General features: G+C 45.2%; 8 protein-coding genes, 13 tRNA genes, 3 rRNA genes and 1 pseudogene. 22 read left to right on the forward strand and 3 right to left on the reverse strand.

What is annotated here, in order from left to right; all coding sequences use genetic code 11:
* The 20 genes from opp4B to AB1F57_RS00850 all read left to right on the forward strand — a co-directional run bounded on the left by opp4B (position 1) and on the right by AB1F57_RS00850 (position 10,841).
* Positions 1-957 (forward strand): oligopeptide ABC transporter permease, encoded by a 957-nt coding sequence (gene opp4B, locus AB1F57_RS00755; RefSeq protein ID WP_167785096.1) that lies wholly within the window; start codon positions 1-3, stop codon positions 955-957.
* 14 nt (positions 958-971) lie between these two features.
* Complete coding sequence (locus tag AB1F57_RS00760) at positions 972-1,874, forward strand: ABC transporter permease (RefSeq protein ID WP_167785097.1); 903 nt, start codon at positions 972-974, stop codon at positions 1,872-1,874.
* A 56-nt stretch (positions 1,875-1,930) separates the two neighbouring features.
* Complete coding sequence (gene tadA, locus AB1F57_RS00765) at positions 1,931-2,440, forward strand: tRNA adenosine(34) deaminase TadA (protein WP_167785098.1); 510 nt, start codon at positions 1,931-1,933, stop codon at positions 2,438-2,440.
* Between the two features lie 326 nt (positions 2,441-2,766).
* Positions 2,767-4,315 (forward strand): 16S ribosomal RNA (locus AB1F57_RS00770).
* Positions 4,316-4,398: 83 nt separating this feature from the next.
* Positions 4,399-4,471 (forward strand) — tRNA-Ala (locus AB1F57_RS00775).
* Positions 4,472-4,812: 341 nt separating this feature from the next.
* A 23S ribosomal RNA gene (locus AB1F57_RS00780) occupies positions 4,813-7,716 on the forward strand.
* A gap of 320 nt (positions 7,717-8,036) precedes the next feature.
* Positions 8,037-8,152 (forward strand): 5S ribosomal RNA (rrf, locus tag AB1F57_RS00785).
* Together the 16S, 23S and 5S rRNA genes with 13 tRNA genes alongside form the textbook arrangement of a ribosomal RNA operon.
* A 142-nt stretch (positions 8,153-8,294) precedes the next feature.
* Positions 8,295-8,367: transfer RNA gene (locus AB1F57_RS00790), tRNA-Val, on the forward strand.
* Positions 8,368-8,373: 6 nt separating this feature from the next.
* Positions 8,374-8,444 (forward strand) — tRNA-Gly (locus tag AB1F57_RS00795).
* A 35-nt stretch (positions 8,445-8,479) separates the two neighbouring features.
* A tRNA-Ile gene (locus tag AB1F57_RS00800) sits at positions 8,480-8,553 on the forward strand.
* A 5-nt stretch (positions 8,554-8,558) separates the two neighbouring features.
* Positions 8,559-8,630, forward strand: a tRNA-Glu gene (locus tag AB1F57_RS00805).
* 7 nt (positions 8,631-8,637) lie between these two features.
* Positions 8,638-8,727 (forward strand) — tRNA-Ser (locus AB1F57_RS00810).
* Positions 8,728-8,736: 9 nt separating this feature from the next.
* Positions 8,737-8,810: transfer RNA gene (locus AB1F57_RS00815), tRNA-Met, on the forward strand.
* Between the two features lie 4 nt (positions 8,811-8,814).
* A tRNA-Phe gene (locus AB1F57_RS00820) sits at positions 8,815-8,887 on the forward strand.
* 15 nt (positions 8,888-8,902) lie between these two features.
* Positions 8,903-8,983 (forward strand) — tRNA-Tyr (locus AB1F57_RS00825).
* Between the two features lie 7 nt (positions 8,984-8,990).
* A tRNA-Trp gene (locus tag AB1F57_RS00830) sits at positions 8,991-9,061 on the forward strand.
* Positions 9,062-9,068: 7 nt separating this feature from the next.
* Positions 9,069-9,141, forward strand: a tRNA-His gene (locus tag AB1F57_RS00835).
* A 10-nt stretch (positions 9,142-9,151) separates the two neighbouring features.
* A tRNA-Gln gene (locus tag AB1F57_RS00840) sits at positions 9,152-9,223 on the forward strand.
* Between the two features lie 12 nt (positions 9,224-9,235).
* Positions 9,236-9,319, forward strand: a tRNA-Leu gene (locus AB1F57_RS00845).
* A gap of 265 nt (positions 9,320-9,584) precedes the next feature.
* On the forward strand, positions 9,585-10,841 hold the full coding sequence (locus AB1F57_RS00850) for an ISL3 family transposase (RefSeq protein ID WP_174853283.1): 1,257 nt from the start codon (positions 9,585-9,587) through the stop codon (positions 10,839-10,841).
* 8 nt (positions 10,842-10,849) lie between these two features.
* Here AB1F57_RS00850 and AB1F57_RS00855 read toward each other — a convergent pair.
* Positions 10,850-11,010 (reverse strand): annotated as a pseudogene (locus AB1F57_RS00855) (transposase); the annotation flags it as partial.
* Between the two features lie 46 nt (positions 11,011-11,056).
* Here AB1F57_RS00855 and AB1F57_RS00860 point away from each other — a divergent pair.
* Positions 11,057-11,903 (forward strand): IS630 family transposase gene (locus AB1F57_RS00860; protein ID WP_367985596.1). Its coding sequence is split into 2 segments (ribosomal slippage): positions 11,057-11,364 and positions 11,363-11,903, totalling 849 coding nucleotides; the frame shifts between segments, so codons are not numbered across the junction.
* 76 nt (positions 11,904-11,979) lie between these two features.
* On the opposite strand, the gene AB1F57_RS00865 is transcribed toward AB1F57_RS00860, so the two are convergent.
* On the reverse strand, positions 11,980-12,357 hold the full coding sequence (locus tag AB1F57_RS00865) for an HIT family protein (RefSeq protein ID WP_170238603.1): 378 nt from the start codon (positions 12,355-12,357) through the stop codon (positions 11,980-11,982).
* 57 nt (positions 12,358-12,414) lie between these two features.
* Positions 12,415-13,671 carry a tyrosine--tRNA ligase gene (gene tyrS / locus AB1F57_RS00870; protein WP_167785706.1) on the reverse strand — a complete coding sequence of 419 codons (1,257 nt, stop codon included), beginning with the start codon at positions 13,669-13,671 and terminating at the stop codon, positions 12,415-12,417.
* Between the two features lie 121 nt (positions 13,672-13,792).
* Between tyrS and pbp1b the strand changes: the two genes are divergently transcribed.
* Positions 13,793-16,213 (forward strand): penicillin-binding protein PBP1B, encoded by a 2,421-nt coding sequence (gene pbp1b, locus AB1F57_RS00875; protein WP_367985910.1) that lies wholly within the window; start codon positions 13,793-13,795, stop codon positions 16,211-16,213.
* The last annotated feature ends 173 nt before the right edge of the window (positions 16,214-16,386 follow it).

Raw genomic sequence — 16,386 nt, forward strand, 5'->3', positions numbered from 1 at the left:
ATGTGGAAAACAGTATTACGACGTTTACTCATGATGATTCCTCAGATTATCATTCTGAGTGTCATTGCATTCTTTGTTGCAAAAATGATGCCAGGGGATCCCTTCACTGGGATGATTGACCCATCGATCGATCCAGCAGTTATTGAAAAGATGCGTATCGAGGCTGGTTACTATGACCCAATTCCTGTCCAGTACTTCCGTTGGATTGGGAATGTATTGCAGGGGGATTTTGGTCAGAGTATTCTCTTTAAACAGCCAGTCTTGTCTGTTATCATGCAGCGCCTGAACAACACGATTTGGTTATCACTTTTGACTATGGTCTTGACCTATCTTATCGCCCTTCCTTTGGGGATGATTGCGGGTCGTTACCAAAACTCACTTGCGGATAAAATCATCACAGTTTATAACTTCTTGACCTTTTCAACTCCAACCTTTATCTTTGCCATTGTTATGCTGTGGTTGTTCGGTTTCAGCCTGGGCTGGTTCCCTACTCGTGGTTCGGTTGGTTCTGGTTTAGAAGGTATGGCTATGTTCTTGAGCCGTATTCATCACATGATTTTGCCGGCTGTAACCATGGCGATTTTGTCCACAACGGTTACCATCCAATATTTGCGTACCGGGATTATCGATGCCAAGAGTCAGGACTATGTTCGTACAGCTCGTGCTAAGGGTGTGCCAGAAAAAGTGGTTTACAACCGCCACATTTTCCGTAACTCTATCTTGCCGATTGCCTCATTCTTGGGCTATGAGTTAACTGGTTTGATTGGTGGTTCAATCTTTATTGAAAATATCTTCACCTATCCAGGTATCGGTCAGCTGTTCTACAATTCATTGTCAAGCCGTGATTACAGTGTCATCTTGGCCTTGCTCTTGATTTTCGGATTCGGTACATTGTTGGGTACCTTGATTTCGGATATTATCATGAGTATCGTCGACCCACGTATCCGTGTGAAATAGAAAGGAGGAGTTTAATGAGTAAAGAAAACAAGCAACAAGTTCAACCGACCTCAACTCCTCCGGGAAGTTTTAAGGTCATTGCGCGTGAGTTCATGAAAGACCGTCTGGCTCTTGCTTCATTGATTGTCTTGGTTACCGTACTGTTAACAGTCTTTATTGGTGCCCTGGTTTTGAATCAAGAGGAAGTGATGAAGGTCAATCTTCTTGGTCGCTACCTAGCGCCTGGTGTGGATGGCCATATTCTGGGTACAGATGAAGGTGGTAAGGACATTTTAGGTCAGTTGATTATCGGCGCCCGTAATTCCATTGTCATTGGTTTTGCCATCACCATCATTACAAGTATCCTTGGGGTATCCTTGGGTGTCATCTCAGGTTATTACGGTGGTCGTTTGGATGGCTTCATGATGCGTATCGTTGATTTCATCATGATTTTGCCTTACTTGATGATGATTATCGTCTTCGTAACAGTCATCAAAAACTACACGATTTTCCACTTTATCGCGATTATGAGCGCCTTCTTCTGGACGGGCAAGGCTCGCCTATTCCGTACGAGAACCTTGTCTGAAGCGCGTTTGGATTATGTGAGTGCCTCTAAGACCCTAGGTACCAGCGATTTCATGATTATGTTCCGTGAAATCTTGCCAAACTTAAGTTCTTTGATTATCGTTAACCTGACTCTCAACTTTGCTGGGAATATCGGTATCGAGACATCATTGACCTATTTAGGTTTCGGTCTTCCATCGACAGTGCCAAGTTTGGGTACCTTGATTGCCAATGCGCGTAATGCAGATATCTTGGAAAATAAGCCATGGATTTGGTTGCCAGCTGCTATCTTCATCCTCGTGATGATGCTGTGTATCAACTATATTGGTCAAGCCTTCCAACGTGCAGCAGACGCTAAGCAACGTTTAGGTTAATTGTTTATTCTATAGAAGAGTTCTTTTGAGAGCTCTTTTTCTGTTATAATGGAAGTATGGAATTTACATTAGAAGAAAAAGAACGCTTCATGCGGGCCGCATTGGAGGAAGCAGAAAAATCACTTGCCAAGGATGAGATACCGATTGGATGTGTAATTGTCAAAGATGGTAATATTATTGGTAGAGGTCACAATGCACGTGAGGAACTGAACCAGGCAATCATGCATGCGGAAATCATGGCCATCCAAGAAGCTAATTGCTTTGAAGGGAACTGGCGTTTGCTAGATACAATCCTTTTTGTAACCATTGAACCCTGTGTTATGTGTAGCGGGGCCATCGGACTAGCCCGAATCCCACAAGTTATCTACGGAGCCCCAAATCAAAAATTTGGTGCAGCAGGTAGCCTATATGATGTACTGCGAGATACACGTCTCAATCATCGAGTTGAAGTCGAGTCGGGAATCTTGGAGGATGACTGCGTAAAAATCATGCAGGACTTCTTCAGACAACGGCGCGCCAAGCAGTCAGAGTTGAAAGAAAAAGCAAGCCAAGGAACAGATTTATAGCCCGGCAGACTGTTAGAATAAGGCAATAGAAAATTTTTTCAAAAAAGTATTCAAAAGCTATTGACAGTAATAGTAATAGATGATAGAATAATGAAGTTGTCTCGCGCGGGACTGTTGATGCAGGAGAAACGAAAAAAAGTTTCAAAAAGCAGTTGACAGGAAATCGTGGATGTGATATACTGATATAGTTGTCGCGATAGACGACAAGACCTTTGAAAATTAAAGAAGACGAACCAAACGTGCAGGGTGATTTATAGAAATATAAATCGTCAATGACAAAAAAACAATAAACGGATAAGCCAGAGTGCTTAGTCGGACAAACTAATTTTAATGAGAGTTTGATCCTGGCTCAGGACGAACGCTGGCGGCGTGCCTAATACATGCAAGTAGAACGCTGAAGGAGGGAGCTTGCTTCTTCCGGATGAGTTGCGAACGGGTGAGTAACGCGTAGGTAACCTGCCTCATAGCGGGGGATAACTATTGGAAACGATAGCTAATACCGCATAACAGTATTTACCGCATGGTAGATGCTTGAAAGGAGCAACTGCTTCACTATGAGATGGACCTGCGTTGTATTAGCTAGTTGGTGGGGTAATGGCCCACCAAGGCAACGATACATAGCCGACCTGAGAGGGTGATCGGCCACACTGGGACTGAGACACGGCCCAGACTCCTACGGGAGGCAGCAGTAGGGAATCTTCGGCAATGGGGGCAACCCTGACCGAGCAACGCCGCGTGAGTGAAGAAGGTTTTCGGATCATCAAAGCTCTGTTGTAAGAGAAGAACTGTGAGAAGAGTGGAAAGTTTCTCACTTGACGGTATCTTACCAGAAAGGGACGGCTAACTACGTGCCAGCAGCCGCGGTAATACGTAGGTCCCGAGCGTTGTCCGGATTTATTGGGCGTAAAGCGAGCGCAGGCGGTTTGATAAGTCTGAAGTAAAAGGCTGTGGCTTAACCATAGTACGCTTTGGAAACTGTCAAACTTGAGTGCAGAAGGGGAGAGTGGAATTCCATGTGTAGCGGTGAAATGCGTAGATATATGGAGGAACACCGGTGGCGAAAGCGGCTCTCTGGTCTGTAACTGACGCTGAGGCTCGAAAGCGTGGGGAGCGAACAGGATTAGATACCCTGGTAGTCCACGCCGTAAACGATGAGTGCTAGGCGTTGGGTCCTTTCCGGGACTCAGTGCCGCAGCTAACGCATTAAGCACTCCGCCTGGGGAGTACGACCGCAAGGTTGAAACTCAAAGGAATTGACGGGGGCCCGCACAAGCGGTGGAGCATGTGGTTTAATTCGAAGCAACGCGAAGAACCTTACCAGGTCTTGACATCCCAGTGACCGTCCTAGAGATAGGATTTTTCTTCGGAACACTGGTGACAGGTGGTGCATGGTTGTCGTCAGCTCGTGTCGTGAGATGTTGGGTTAAGTCCCGCAACGAGCGCAACCCCTATTGTTAGTTGCCATCATTAAGTTGGGCACTCTAGCGAGACTGCCGGTAATAAACCGGAGGAAGGTGGGGATGACGTCAAATCATCATGCCCCTTATGACCTGGGCTACACACGTGCTACAATGGCTGGTACAACGAGTCGCAAGTCGGTGACGGCAAGCTAATCTCTTAAAGCCAGTCTCAGTTCGGATTGTAGGCTGCAACTCGCCTACATGAAGTCGGAATCGCTAGTAATCGCGGATCAGCACGCCGCGGTGAATACGTTCCCGGGCCTTGTACACACCGCCCGTCACACCACGAGAGTTTGTAACACCCGAAGTCGGTGAGGTAACCATTTGGAGCCAGCCGCCTAAGGTGGGATAGATGATTGGGGTGAAGTCGTAACAAGGTAGCCGTATCGGAAGGTGCGGCTGGATCACCTCCTTTCTAAGGATAAGGAACCTGTACGTTAGTCTTCTTTAATTTTGAGAGGTTTTGTTAAAAACCTACCCAAGACACATAAAGTGTACGGGGCCTTAGCTCAGCTGGGAGAGCGCCTGCTTTGCACGCAGGAGGTCAGCGGTTCGATCCCGCTAGGCTCCATTAGGATAGAAATCCTACTAAACTGAATAACAGTGAAGTTGAATTCACGACTAACTTCTGTAGAAGCGACCGTCGTTCCTATCCTAAACTTGTCCATTGAAAATTGAATATCTATCAAACATTCCTTTATGTATGAAAGTACATATAGAAATAGTAACAAGAAAATAAACCGAAACGCTGTGAATATTTAATGAGTTTAATTAAGTTACGAAGACGTTAAAGAAAACGTATGATTTTAGGAAATCATCGCAGTAGTCTTAGGACTACAAGAGGATTTATCTAAATCACTAGTTTTCTAGTCTGAGTACAATTTCTAATTTTTGAAAAAATTAGGTTAATAAGGTTAAGTTAATAAGGGCGCACGGTGGATGCCTTGGCACTAGAAGCCGATGAAGGACGTGACAAACGACGAAATGCTTTGGGGAGCTGTAAGTGAGCGTAGATCCAGAGATGTCCGAATGGGGGAACCCGGCAGGTTGATGCCTGTCACTCACTACTGTTAAGGTAGTGTAGAGGAAGACGCAGTGAACTGAAACATCTAAGTAGCTGCAGGAAGAGAAAGCAAAAGCGATTGCCTTAGTAGCGGCGAGCGAAACGGCAGGAGGGCAAACCGAAGAGTTTACTCTTCGGGGTTGTAGGACTGCAATGTGGACTTAAAGAGTATAGAAGAACTACCTGGGAAGGTAGGCCAAAGAGAGTAATAGCCTCGTATTTGAAATAGTCTTTATACCTAGCAGTATCCTGAGTACGGCGAGACACGCGAAATCTCGTCGGAATCTGGGAGGACCATCTCCCAACCCTAAATACTCTCTAGTGACCGATAGTGAACCAGTACCGTGAGGGAAAGGTGAAAAGCACCCCGGAAGGGGAGTGAAATAGAACCTGAAACCGTGTGCCTACAACAAGTTCGAGCCCGTTAATGGGTGAGAGCGTGCCTTTTGTAGAATGAACCGGCGAGTTACGTTATGATGCGAGGTTAAGTTGAAGAGACGGAGCCGTAGGGAAACCGAGTCTTAATAGGGCGGATTAGTATTATGACGTAGACCCGAAACCATGTGACCTACCCATGAGCAGGTTGAAGGTGCGGTAAGACGCACTGGAGGACCGAACCAGGGCACGTTGAAAAGTGCTTGGATGACTTGTGGGTAGCGGAGAAATTCCAAACGAACTTGGAGATAGCTGGTTCTCTCCGAAATAGCTTTAGGGCTAGCGTCGACATTAAGAATCTTGGAGGTAGAGCACTGTTTGGATGAGGGGGCCATCTCGGTTTACTGATTTCAGATAAACTCCGAATGCCAATGATTTATGGTCGGCAGTCAGACTGCGAGTGCTAAGATCCGTAGTCGAAAGGGAAACAGCCCAGACCACCAGCTAAGGTCCCAAAATATATGTTAAGTGGAAAAGGATGTGGGGTTGCACAGACAACTAGGATGTTAGCTTAGAAGCAGCTATTCATTCAAAGAGTGCGTAATAGCTCACTAGTCGAGTGACCCTGCGCCGAAAATGTACCGGGGCTAAAACATATTACCGAAGCTGTGGATACCACAATGTGGTATGGTAGGAGAGCGTTCTATAGGCGATGAAGGTGTACCGTGAGGAGCGCTGGAGCGTATAGAAGTGAGAATGCCGGTATGAGTAGCGCAAGATGGGTGAGAATCCCATCCACCGTAAGACTAAGGTTTCCAGGGGAAGGCTCGTCCGCCCTGGGTTAGTCGGGACCTAAGGAGAGACCGAAAGGTGTATCCGATGGACAACAGGTTGATATTCCTGTACTAGAGTATGAAGTGATGGAGGGACGCAGTAGGCTAACTAAAGCGGGCGATTGGAAGTGCCCGTCTAAGCAGTGAGGTGTGATATGAGTCAAATGCTTGTATCTGTAACATTGAGCTGTGATGGGGAGCGAAGTTTAGTAGCGAAGTTAGTGACGTCACACTGCCGAGAAAATCTTCTAGCGTTGTATCATACTCTACCCGTACCGCAAACCGACACAGGTAGTCGAGGCGAGTAGCCTCAGGTGAGCGAGAGAACTCTCGTTAAGGAACTCGGCAAAATGACCCCGTAACTTCGGGAGAAGGGGTGCTGTCTTAAAGGCAGCCGCAGTGAATAGGCCCAAGCAACTGTTTATCAAAAACACAGCTCTCTGCTAAATCATAAGATGATGTATAGGGGGTGACGCCTGCCCGGTGCTGGAAGGTTAAGAGGAGGGTTTAGCGTAAGCGAAGATCTGAATTGAAGCCCCAGTAAACGGCGGCCGTAACTATAACGGTCCTAAGGTAGCGAAATTCCTTGTCGGGTAAGTTCCGACCCGCACGAAAGGCGTAATGATTTGGGCACTGTCTCAACGAGAGACTCGGTGAAATTTTAGTACCTGTGAAGATGCAGGTTACCCGCGACAGGACGGAAAGACCCCATGGAGCTTTACTGCAGTTTGATATTGAGTATCTGTACCACATGTACAGGATAGGTAGGAGCCTATGATACCGGAACGCCAGTTTCGGAGGAGGCGCTGTTGGGATACTACCCTTGTGTTATGGCTACTCTAACCCGGATAGGTTATCCCTATCGGAGACAGTGTCTGACGGGCAGTTTGACTGGGGCGGTCGCCTCCTAAAAGGTAACGGAGGCGCCCAAAGGTTCCCTCAGAATGGTTGGAAATCATTCGCAGAGTGTAAAGGTATAAGGGAGCTTGACTGCGAGAGCTACAACTCGAGCAGGGACGAAGAGTCGGGCTTAGTGATCCGGTGGTTCCGTATGGAAGGGCCATCGCTCAACGGATAAAAGCTACCCTGGGGATAACAGGCTTATCTCCCCCAAGAGTTCACATCGACGGGGAGGTTTGGCACCTCGATGTCGGCTCGTCGCATCCTGGGGCTGTAGTCGGTCCCAAGGGTTGGGCTGTTCGCCCATTAAAGCGGCACGCGAGCTGGGTTCAGAACGTCGTGAGACAGTTCGGTCCCTATCCGTCGCGGGCGTAGGAAATTTGAGAGGATCTGCTCCTAGTACGAGAGGACCAGAGTGGACTTACCGCTGGTGTACCAGTTGTCTCGCCAGAGGCATCGCTGGGTAGCTATGTAGGGAAGGGATAAACGCTGAAAGCATCTAAGTGTGAAACCCACCTCAAGATGAGATTTCCCATGACTTTATGTCAGTAAGAGCCCTGAGAGAAGATCAGGTAGATAGGTTGGAAGTGGAAGTGTGGCGACACATGTAGCGGACCAATACTAATCGCTCGAGGACTTATCCAAAGTAAGTAATGAGGACGTTAAGAAAAGCGTATGGTTTTAGGAAATCAACGCGGAAGTCGGATAGACTTCAAGTGGATTTATCTAAATCACTAGCTTTTTAGTTCGAATACAATTACAGTAAAATTCAACGAAGTCAATATTGACAGCGTGGTTGTTTCTTGTTAGAATATAGATATTCAATTTTGAGTGGATAAAGTGAAGTAACGAGGGCGTTACGAAATCCGTAAGAAAATAGGAAACTGACGCAGAGTCTGTAGACTCTAGAAAGTTTATCTTTTTCACTAGGATTTTAGTCCGAGTACAATTCCATTCAACAGTAGTTAAGTGACGATAGCCTAGGAGATACACCTGTACCCATGCCGAACACAGCAGTTAAGCCCTAGAACGCCTGAAGTAGTTGGGGGTTGCCCCCTGTTAGATACGGTAGTCGCTTAGCGCATAGGAATCAGATGATTCCATTTGGGAGTTTAGCTCACTGGGAGAGCTGAAACGATCTAGTGATTGTTTCAGGTTGTGGATGAAGAAAGCGTAGCTTTCCACACTACAGATGCTCGACCGTTGAGTTGAATGACCAGAAGGGGAGTTTAGCTCAGCTGGGAGAGCATCTGCCTTACAAGCAGAGGGTCAGCGGTTCGATCCCGTTAACTCCCATTATAAGCGGGTGTAGTTTAGTGGTAAAACTACAGCCTTCCAAGCTGTTGTCGCGAGTTCGATTCTCGTCACCCGCTTTGAACTTATCGTTCATTTTACCAAACTTAGGTTTGGGCGCGTAGCTCAGATGGTTAGAGCGCACGCCTGATAAGCGTGAGGTCGGTGGTTCGATTCCACTCGTGCCCATATATGGTCCGTTGGTCAAGGGGTTAAGACACCGCCTTTTCACGGCGGTAACACGGGTTCGAATCCCGTACGGACTATATTTATGGAGGATTACCCAAGTCCGGCTGAAGGGAACGGTCTTGAAAACCGTCAGGCGTGTAAAAGCGTGCGTGGGTTCGAATCCCACATCCTCCTTTTTATTATCGCGGGATGGAGCAGCTAGGTAGCTCGTCGGGCTCATAACCCGAAGGTCGTAGGTTCAAATCCTGCTCCCGCAATTTTGGCTCGGTAGCTCAGTTGGTAGAGCAATGGATTGAAGCTCCATGTGTCGGCGGTTCGATTCCGTCTCGCGCCATTAACTTAATATTTTGGAGAGATAGCGAAGAGGCTAAACGCGGCGGACTGTAAATCCGCTCCTTCGGGTTCGGGGGTTCGAATCCCTCTCTCTCCATACCTTTACGGGCATAGTTTAAAGGTAGAACTAAGGTCTCCAAAACCTTCAGTGTGGGTTCAATTCCTACTGCCCGTGTTCTATGGCGGGTGTGGTGAAGTGGTTAACACATCAGATTGTGGCTCTGACATTCGGGGGTTCGATTCCCCTCACTCGCCTATTTTATATTGGGGTATCGCCAAGCGGTAAGGCAAGGGACTTTGACTCCCTCATGCGTTGGTTCGAATCCAGCTACCCCAGTTATAACTATTTGCCGGCGTGGCGGAATTGGCAGACGCGCTGGACTCAAAATCCAGTGTCCGCAAGGACGTGCCGGTTCGACCCCGGCCGCCGGTATAGTTAAAAATATTGGCTCTATAATTTCTGTAGTGGGTAAAACCACCATGGAAATTATGGCTCTTTGTCAACTGTAGTGGGTAGATGAAAAGTCAACACCTAGAGAGGACGAAATTCGTTCTCTCTTTCTTGTTTTTATGGGCTCTATAATTTCTGTAGTGGGTAAAACCACCATGGAAATTATGGAGCCTTTTTGAGTATATACAAAAAGTCCCATATGACCTATAATGAAAAGTGCTCAAACTATCATTTTAGAAAGACTCATATGGAACAACTAAATCTTATCACTAATTTTCTCAGAATTAAAGACAAAAATATTACTATCACTGATGAATATGATATGGGAACTCACTTAGAACTCCACGGTTACTTGGATTACATGGCTCCTAAATGTCCAGAATGCAAGGGACAAATGGCTAAGTACGACTACCAGAAAGCATCAAAAATCCCTTACCTAGAAACTGCTGGTTACCCACTCCTTATCCGCCTTAAAAAGCGTCGTTTCAAGTGTAAAGAATGTGGGAAAATGGCTGTCGCTGAAACTCCTCTTGTTAAGAAAAACCATCAAATATCTGTCGCTGTTAGTCAGAAGATCGCCCAGTTACTCATCGAAAATCAAGCAATGACACATATTGCACACAGGCTAGCTATCTCAACATCATCAGTTATGAGAAAGCTCAATGAGTTCAAGTTTGAAACGGATTGGAATACCCTACCTGAGGTGATGAGTTGGGACGAGTATGCCTTCAAGAAGGGGAAAATGAGCTTCATCGCTCAAGATTTCGACTCCCTAAATGTCATCACCATTCTCGACGGAAGAACTCAAGCAACCATCCGAAACCACTTTCTACGCTATCCTAGAAAGGTTAGAAATCGAGTCAAAGTGATTACCATGGATATGTTTAGTCCCTATTATCAACTTGCTAAACAGCTTTTTCCGAATGCAAAAATTGTACTCGACCGCTTTCATATTGTTCAACACCTTAGCCGTGCTATGAACCGTGTCCGTATTCAAATCATGAATCAATTCGACAGAAAATCGCAGGAATACCGTGCTTTGAAACGCTACTGGAAATTGATACAACAAGATAGCCGTAAAATCAATGATAAACGATTTTATCGCCCTATGTTTCGAATGCATTTGACTAACAAGGAAATCCTGGAAAAACTCTTGTCTTTCTCTGAGGAACTACGACAGCACTATGAACTCTATCAGCTTCTCTTATTCCATTTCCAAGAGAAGAACTCAGACCATTTCTTTGACCTAATTGAACAAGAAATAACCACTGTTAATCCTATTTTCCAGACGGTATTTAAGACATTTCTAAAGGATAAAGACAAGGTTTTGAATGCCCTAGAATTGCCTTATTCCAACGCCAAACTGGAAGCTACCAATAATCTCATCAAAGTCATTAAGAGAAATGCCTTTGGTTTCAGGAACTTTGAGAACTTTAAAAAACGCATTTTGATTGCTTTGAACATAAAGAAAGAGAGAACGAAGTTCGTCCTCTCTAGGTGTTAGCTTTTCATCTACCCACTACAGTTGACAAAGAGCCTTTTTATGAGATAAGCTGAAAAGGGCTCTCCCCAGCCCTTTTCACTGTTCAAAGCAATCAAAATTCGTTTTTTAAAATTTTCATCTTCCTGAAACCAAAGGCATTTCTCTTAATGACTTTGATGAGATTGTTAGTATAGCACAATGAAACAAAAACAGTACATTTGTGGTATAATGTACTTATGGCATATTCATTAGATTTTCGTAAAAAAGTTCTCGCATACTGTCAGAAAACCGGCAGTATTACTGAAGCATCTGTTGTTTTCGATATTTCACGCAACACCATCTATCAATGGCTAAAATTAATGGAGACTACTGGCGAGCTTCATCACCAAGTTAAGGGAACCAAACCAAGAAAAGTTGATAGAGAAAAATTAAAGAACTATCTTGAAGCTCATCCAGATGCTTTTTTGACTGAAATAGCTTCTGAATTTGGCTGTCATCCAACAGCTATTCATTACGCTCTCAAAGCTATGGGATATACTCGAAAAAAAGAGCTGTACCTACTATGAACAAGACCCTGAGAAAGTAAATCAGTTCCTTAAAGAATTTAATAACTTAAGTCACTTGACACCTGTTTATATTGACGAGACAGGGTTTGAGACATATTTTCATCGAGAATATGGTCGATCTTTGAAAGGTCAGTTGATCACAGGTCAGGTCTCTGGAAGAAGATTCCAGCGGCTATCTTTAGTCGCAGGTCTTATAAACGGTGAGATTATAGCCCCAATGACCTACAGAGAAACCATGACGAGTGACTTTTTCGAAGCTTGGTTTAAAACATTCTTACTACCCACTTTAGATAGACCATCTGTTATCATTATGGACAATGCAAGGTTTCATCGGATGAGTAAGCTAAAAGAGTTATGCAAGGAGCAGGGTCATAGACTTTTACCACTTCCTCCTTACTCACCTGAGTATAATCCCATTGAGAAAACATGGGCTCAAATGAAAAAACACCTCAGAAAAGTATTGCCAAATTGTGATACTTTTCTTGAGGCACTTTTGTCCTGCTCTTGTTTCAATTGACTATATAAGCACTGGAAAGTTTTTTGTCAATAAACTCAAAATATATTATCTGAATAATATCCTTGTCGGGCTGATTTTATAATGCTTGAAGAAAGTGAGTCAGGTCTAGTTGCACTTGTTCAAGTGAAATTTGGTCCCAGAAGCCATCTGATTGAAAGCGTGGAATCAAGTGGACATGGAAATGGGTACCAGTGTCAAACAAGCGGTCATTGCAAGCTATGGTCATACCGTCAATCGCTAATTCCTGACAGAGTTTTTCAGTCAAAAAGACTTCCAAGTCCGATAATTCGTAGCGAACAGCAGGTGGGATTTGGCTGAGCGTGTCATAGTGGTCTTTGCTGATAATCAGTAGATGCCCCGTTTGGACAGGGTCAATATCCCAGACGACCTTGAAATATTCCGTCTGGTAGAGAATATCTTCTTCTTTGAGCTGGTGGCAAAAAATACAGGTCATAGCTGTCCTCCTGTTGATAGAACAAAAGGAAATCACATAGGATTTCCTTGGGAGATGTTAATACGTCAACACAGAATACTTCTTCTTCCCGCGGCGGATAACGGTCAGCTCGCCGTCAATCTTGTCGCTGTCAGAAAGGGTATAGTCCAAGTCCTGCACACGCTCACCGTTGACATAAATGGCACCATTTTGCACATCTTCACGAGCCTGGCGTTTTGAAGAGACAATGCCAGAGGTGACTAGAAGTTCAACGATGTTAAGGTTGTCTTCAGCCTGTACAGCGTAGTTTGGAACGTTGCTGAGGCCCTGCTTGAGCTCTTTTGCGGACAGTTTTTTGATATTGCCTGCGAACAATTGCTCGGTGATGTTAAGAGCTTGGTTATAGGCCTCTTCACCGTGAACCAATGTCACGACTTCCTTAGCCAAAATCTTCTGAGCCAGACGTTCATGACGGGCAGCGTCAAATTGTTTCTCGATTTCAGCAATCTCATCCAATGACAAGAAAGTAAAGATTTTCAAGAAACGAACGGCATCGTCATCCATGACATTGAGCCAGAATTGGTACATTTCATAAGGGGAAGTCTTGTCGGCATCTAACCAAACGGCGTTGCCTTCTGACTTACCAAACTTCTTACCTGTTGAGTCGGTAATGAGAGGAACAGTCATAACGTGACCAGACTTGTCAGCCTTGCGGCGAAGCAACTCGGTGCCTGCAGTCATGTTACCCCATTGGTCAGAACCACCGATTTGTAGGGTTACATTGTGCTTGTCATTGAGTTCGTAGAAGTCATAGCCCTGCATGATTTGGTAGGCAAACTCGGTGTAGGAGATCCCTGTTTCAATCCGTTTTTTCACAGAGTCTTTGCTCATCATGTAGTTGACCGTGTAGTATTTACCAACATCACGGAGGAAGTCGATAAAGCTGATGTCTGAGAACCAGTCGTAGTTGTTGACCATTTCGGCCTTGTTGTCACCATTTTCAAAATCCAAGAAGCGAGAGAGCTGCCCTTGGATTTTTGTTACCCAGCCGTCCACGGTATCTTTGGTTTGCAAGCTACGCTCCGCATCCTTGAAGGAAGGGTCGCCAATCAGACCAGTTGCACCGCCAACCAGGGCGTAAGGCTTGTGACCAGCTAACTGCAAACGACGGCTAGTTAAGATAGCAACCAAGTGCCCCAAGTGCAAACTGTCAGCTGTTGGGTCGTAGCCTGTGTAATAAGAAACCTGCCCTTCTGTTAAGGCTTTTACCAAGGCTTCTTCGTCTGTCGTTTGAAAGACCAAGCCACGCGCTTTTAGTTCTTCAAAAATGTTCATGCGTTTCTCCTTAAATGTCGATGCGAAATCACATCTAACCAATAAAAATTATTCCCTATTATACCATGAAATTGTAGAAAGTGGGCAAAGTTTGGTATAATAAAAGGAATAAGGAGTTACTATGACGACGAAACATTCTAAATTCAAAAGGATGCTGACTTCTTTTAGCCTGACCAATGGATTGGGTATCATGTTAAGAAGCATCAAATTATTGGTGGATTATTTGGCGGTCATTTTCCTAGTCTTGGGCAGTCTGGGTGCCGGGGTTGGAGTTGGCTATGTCTTTAGCCTATTTGACCAAGTAGAGGCGCCTAGTAAGGAAGAGCTGCTGTCCAATATCGCCAATATCAGTAGAAATTCTCATATTGTCTTTTCGGATGGTTCTCCTGTAGCAGATATCAATTCAGACTTGTTGCGGAGCCCTATTGAAAATGCAGATATTTCTGACTATATCAAGCAGGCTGTGATTGCTACGGAGGATGTCACCTTTGAAAGCCACAATGGTGTTGTGCCTAAGGCGGTATTGCGTGCGGCTCTGGGTTCGGTTGGTTTTGGTTCTTCCAGCGGTGGTTCGACCATTACCCAGCAGTTGATTAAGCAGCAGATTGTAGGCGACGCTCCGACTTTTACACGTAAGGCCAATGAAATTATCACAGCCTTGGCTCTGGAGCGGGACATGTCCAAGGAAGATATTTTGACTACTTATCTCAATGTCTCGCCTTTTGGTCGAAATAATCAGGGCAAGAATATTGCCGGTGTAGAGGAAGCTGCGCGGGGAATTTTCGGAAAATCAACCAAGGAATTAACAGTTCCTCAGGCAGCCTTTATCGCAGGTTTGCCACAGAGTCCCATTGTCTACTCGCCCTATGCGGCAGACGGTAGTCTCAAGTCGGATGAGTATATGTCTTACGGCCTGGCTCGACACCAAGATGTACTCTATAATATGTACCGAGCAGAATTTCTGACCAAGGAAGAGTACGAGAACTATAAGGATTATGATATTCGCCAGGACTTCCTTCCTCCTAGTCCGGTAACAGAGGATACCAAGGATTTTCTATACTATGCTGTTCTGGATGAAGCTATTGACGTCATGTATGATTATCTGGTGGAGCGGGATAAGGTTTCAGATGCCAAGCTGAAAAATGATGAGACCGTTCAAGAATACAGAGAGCTTGCCGCCCAAGAAATTAGCCAAGGGGGCTATACCGTCACTTCTACGGTCAATCCTGCCATTCACAATGCCATGAATGCTGTAGCGCGTGACAATGGCTACTTGCTGGATGAAGGAAACGGAGTTGTAGAGACCGGTTCGGTCTTGCTAGATAACAAGACAGGTGCAGTGCTTGGCTTTGTTGGTGGCCGTGATTTTTCACAGAACAAGAACAATCATGCTTTCGATACTGTTCGTTCTCCCGCATCAACCATTAAGCCTATTTTGGCCTACGGTATTGCTATGGACCAGGGCCTAATCGGATCGGCTAGTATCTTCTCAGATTACCCAGCTCGTTTCTCCAGTGGCGAGCAAATCATGAACGTCAATAACCGAGGTTCAGGTATGATTGATTTGCAGACGGCACTCAATCGCTCGGTCAATATACCTGTCTTTTGGACCTATAAGATGCTGCAACAGTCTGGTGTGGATGTCAAGTCCTATATGGAGAAGATGGACTACCACATTCCGATGTATGACATTGAAAGTCTGCCTCTCGGAGGGGGGATTGATGTTTCTGTAGCTACCAATACCAACGCCTATCAAACCTTGGCAAACGGTGGCGTCTACAACAAGCATTATCTGGTTGAGAATATCAAGAAGGCTGATGGGACAGTTGTTTACCAGCACCAGGCGGCACCTGTTCAGGTTTACTCTAAGGCAACTTCGAGTATCATGATGAACCTGCTCAAGGGGGTTATTTCCTCTGGCTTGACCACAACCTATGCAAACCGTATCAGGGCTATCAACCCTCAAGTATTGGCCAATACAGATATAGCTGGCAAGACTGGTACGAGTAATTACGCTGGAGATGCTTGGCTCATGCTTTCGACCCCTCAGGTTACCTTGGGCTCCTGGGCAGGCTATGATGATAATACAAGTTTGGATGTTTTTGCAAGCTATAATAGCAATTCTCACTATGTTGCTTATTTGTCCAATGCCATCTATCAAGTGGCACCGGAATTATTCTCTGGACGATTTACACTGGATGATAGTGTGATTGCATCTAATGTAGTCACCTCTACTGGGCAACGGCCAGGTAGTGTGCAGGTCAATGGCCGTACGATTAACGTATCAGGTGCTACTACGACTAGTTATTGGGCCAAAAATGGGGCGCCGGTGACCAACTATCGATTTATGTTAGGTGGAACAGAGGCTGATTATCAGACAGCTTGGAATAGTTTGTTTGGCAACCAGCAGCGTAGGACGACCTCCTCAAGCAGTAACAGCAGGACAGGTTCTTCTAGCAGTTCGAGCTCATCATCCTCAGCAAATAATAATGACGAAGATTCCGAACCAAGCTCGGACTCTGGTGAAGAAGATAATCCTTGATTTTCCAGCGGTCTTGTGTTATAATTTTATAAATAATTTGTCGTCTGTCTTGTTTGAAATCTTGTCCAAACAAGACTTGCAGCAGTTAAATCACACTTTTCAAAGGAAGATTTAGCTGCTCTTTTTGTGTCTATGTACAGAATTTTTTAAGATTGTTATCCATTCTTAAAGAT

This window comes from Streptococcus nasisuis, assembly GCF_040836615.1.
In the GTDB taxonomy this organism is placed as follows: domain Bacteria; phylum Bacillota; class Bacilli; order Lactobacillales; family Streptococcaceae; genus Streptococcus; species Streptococcus suis_V.

What these genes read in the sequence shown, in the direction of transcription:
- tyrS (WP_167785706.1), bottom strand. Translation starts at nt 13,671, where the DNA reads ATGAACATTTTTGAAGAACTAAAAGCGCGTGGCTTGGTCTTTCAAACG.
- opp4B (WP_167785096.1), top strand. Translation starts at nt 1, where the DNA reads ATGTGGAAAACAGTATTACGACGTTTACTCATGATGATTCCTCAGATT.
- tadA (WP_167785098.1), top strand. Translation starts at nt 1,931, where the DNA reads ATGGAATTTACATTAGAAGAAAAAGAACGCTTCATGCGGGCCGCATTG.
- AB1F57_RS00850 (WP_174853283.1), top strand. Translation starts at nt 9,585, where the DNA reads ATGGAACAACTAAATCTTATCACTAATTTTCTCAGAATTAAAGACAAA.
- pbp1b (WP_367985910.1), top strand. Translation starts at nt 13,793, where the DNA reads ATGACGACGAAACATTCTAAATTCAAAAGGATGCTGACTTCTTTTAGC.
- AB1F57_RS00865 (WP_170238603.1), bottom strand. Translation starts at nt 12,357, where the DNA reads ATGACCTGTATTTTTTGCCACCAGCTCAAAGAAGAAGATATTCTCTAC.
- AB1F57_RS00760 (WP_167785097.1), top strand. Translation starts at nt 972, where the DNA reads ATGAGTAAAGAAAACAAGCAACAAGTTCAACCGACCTCAACTCCTCCG.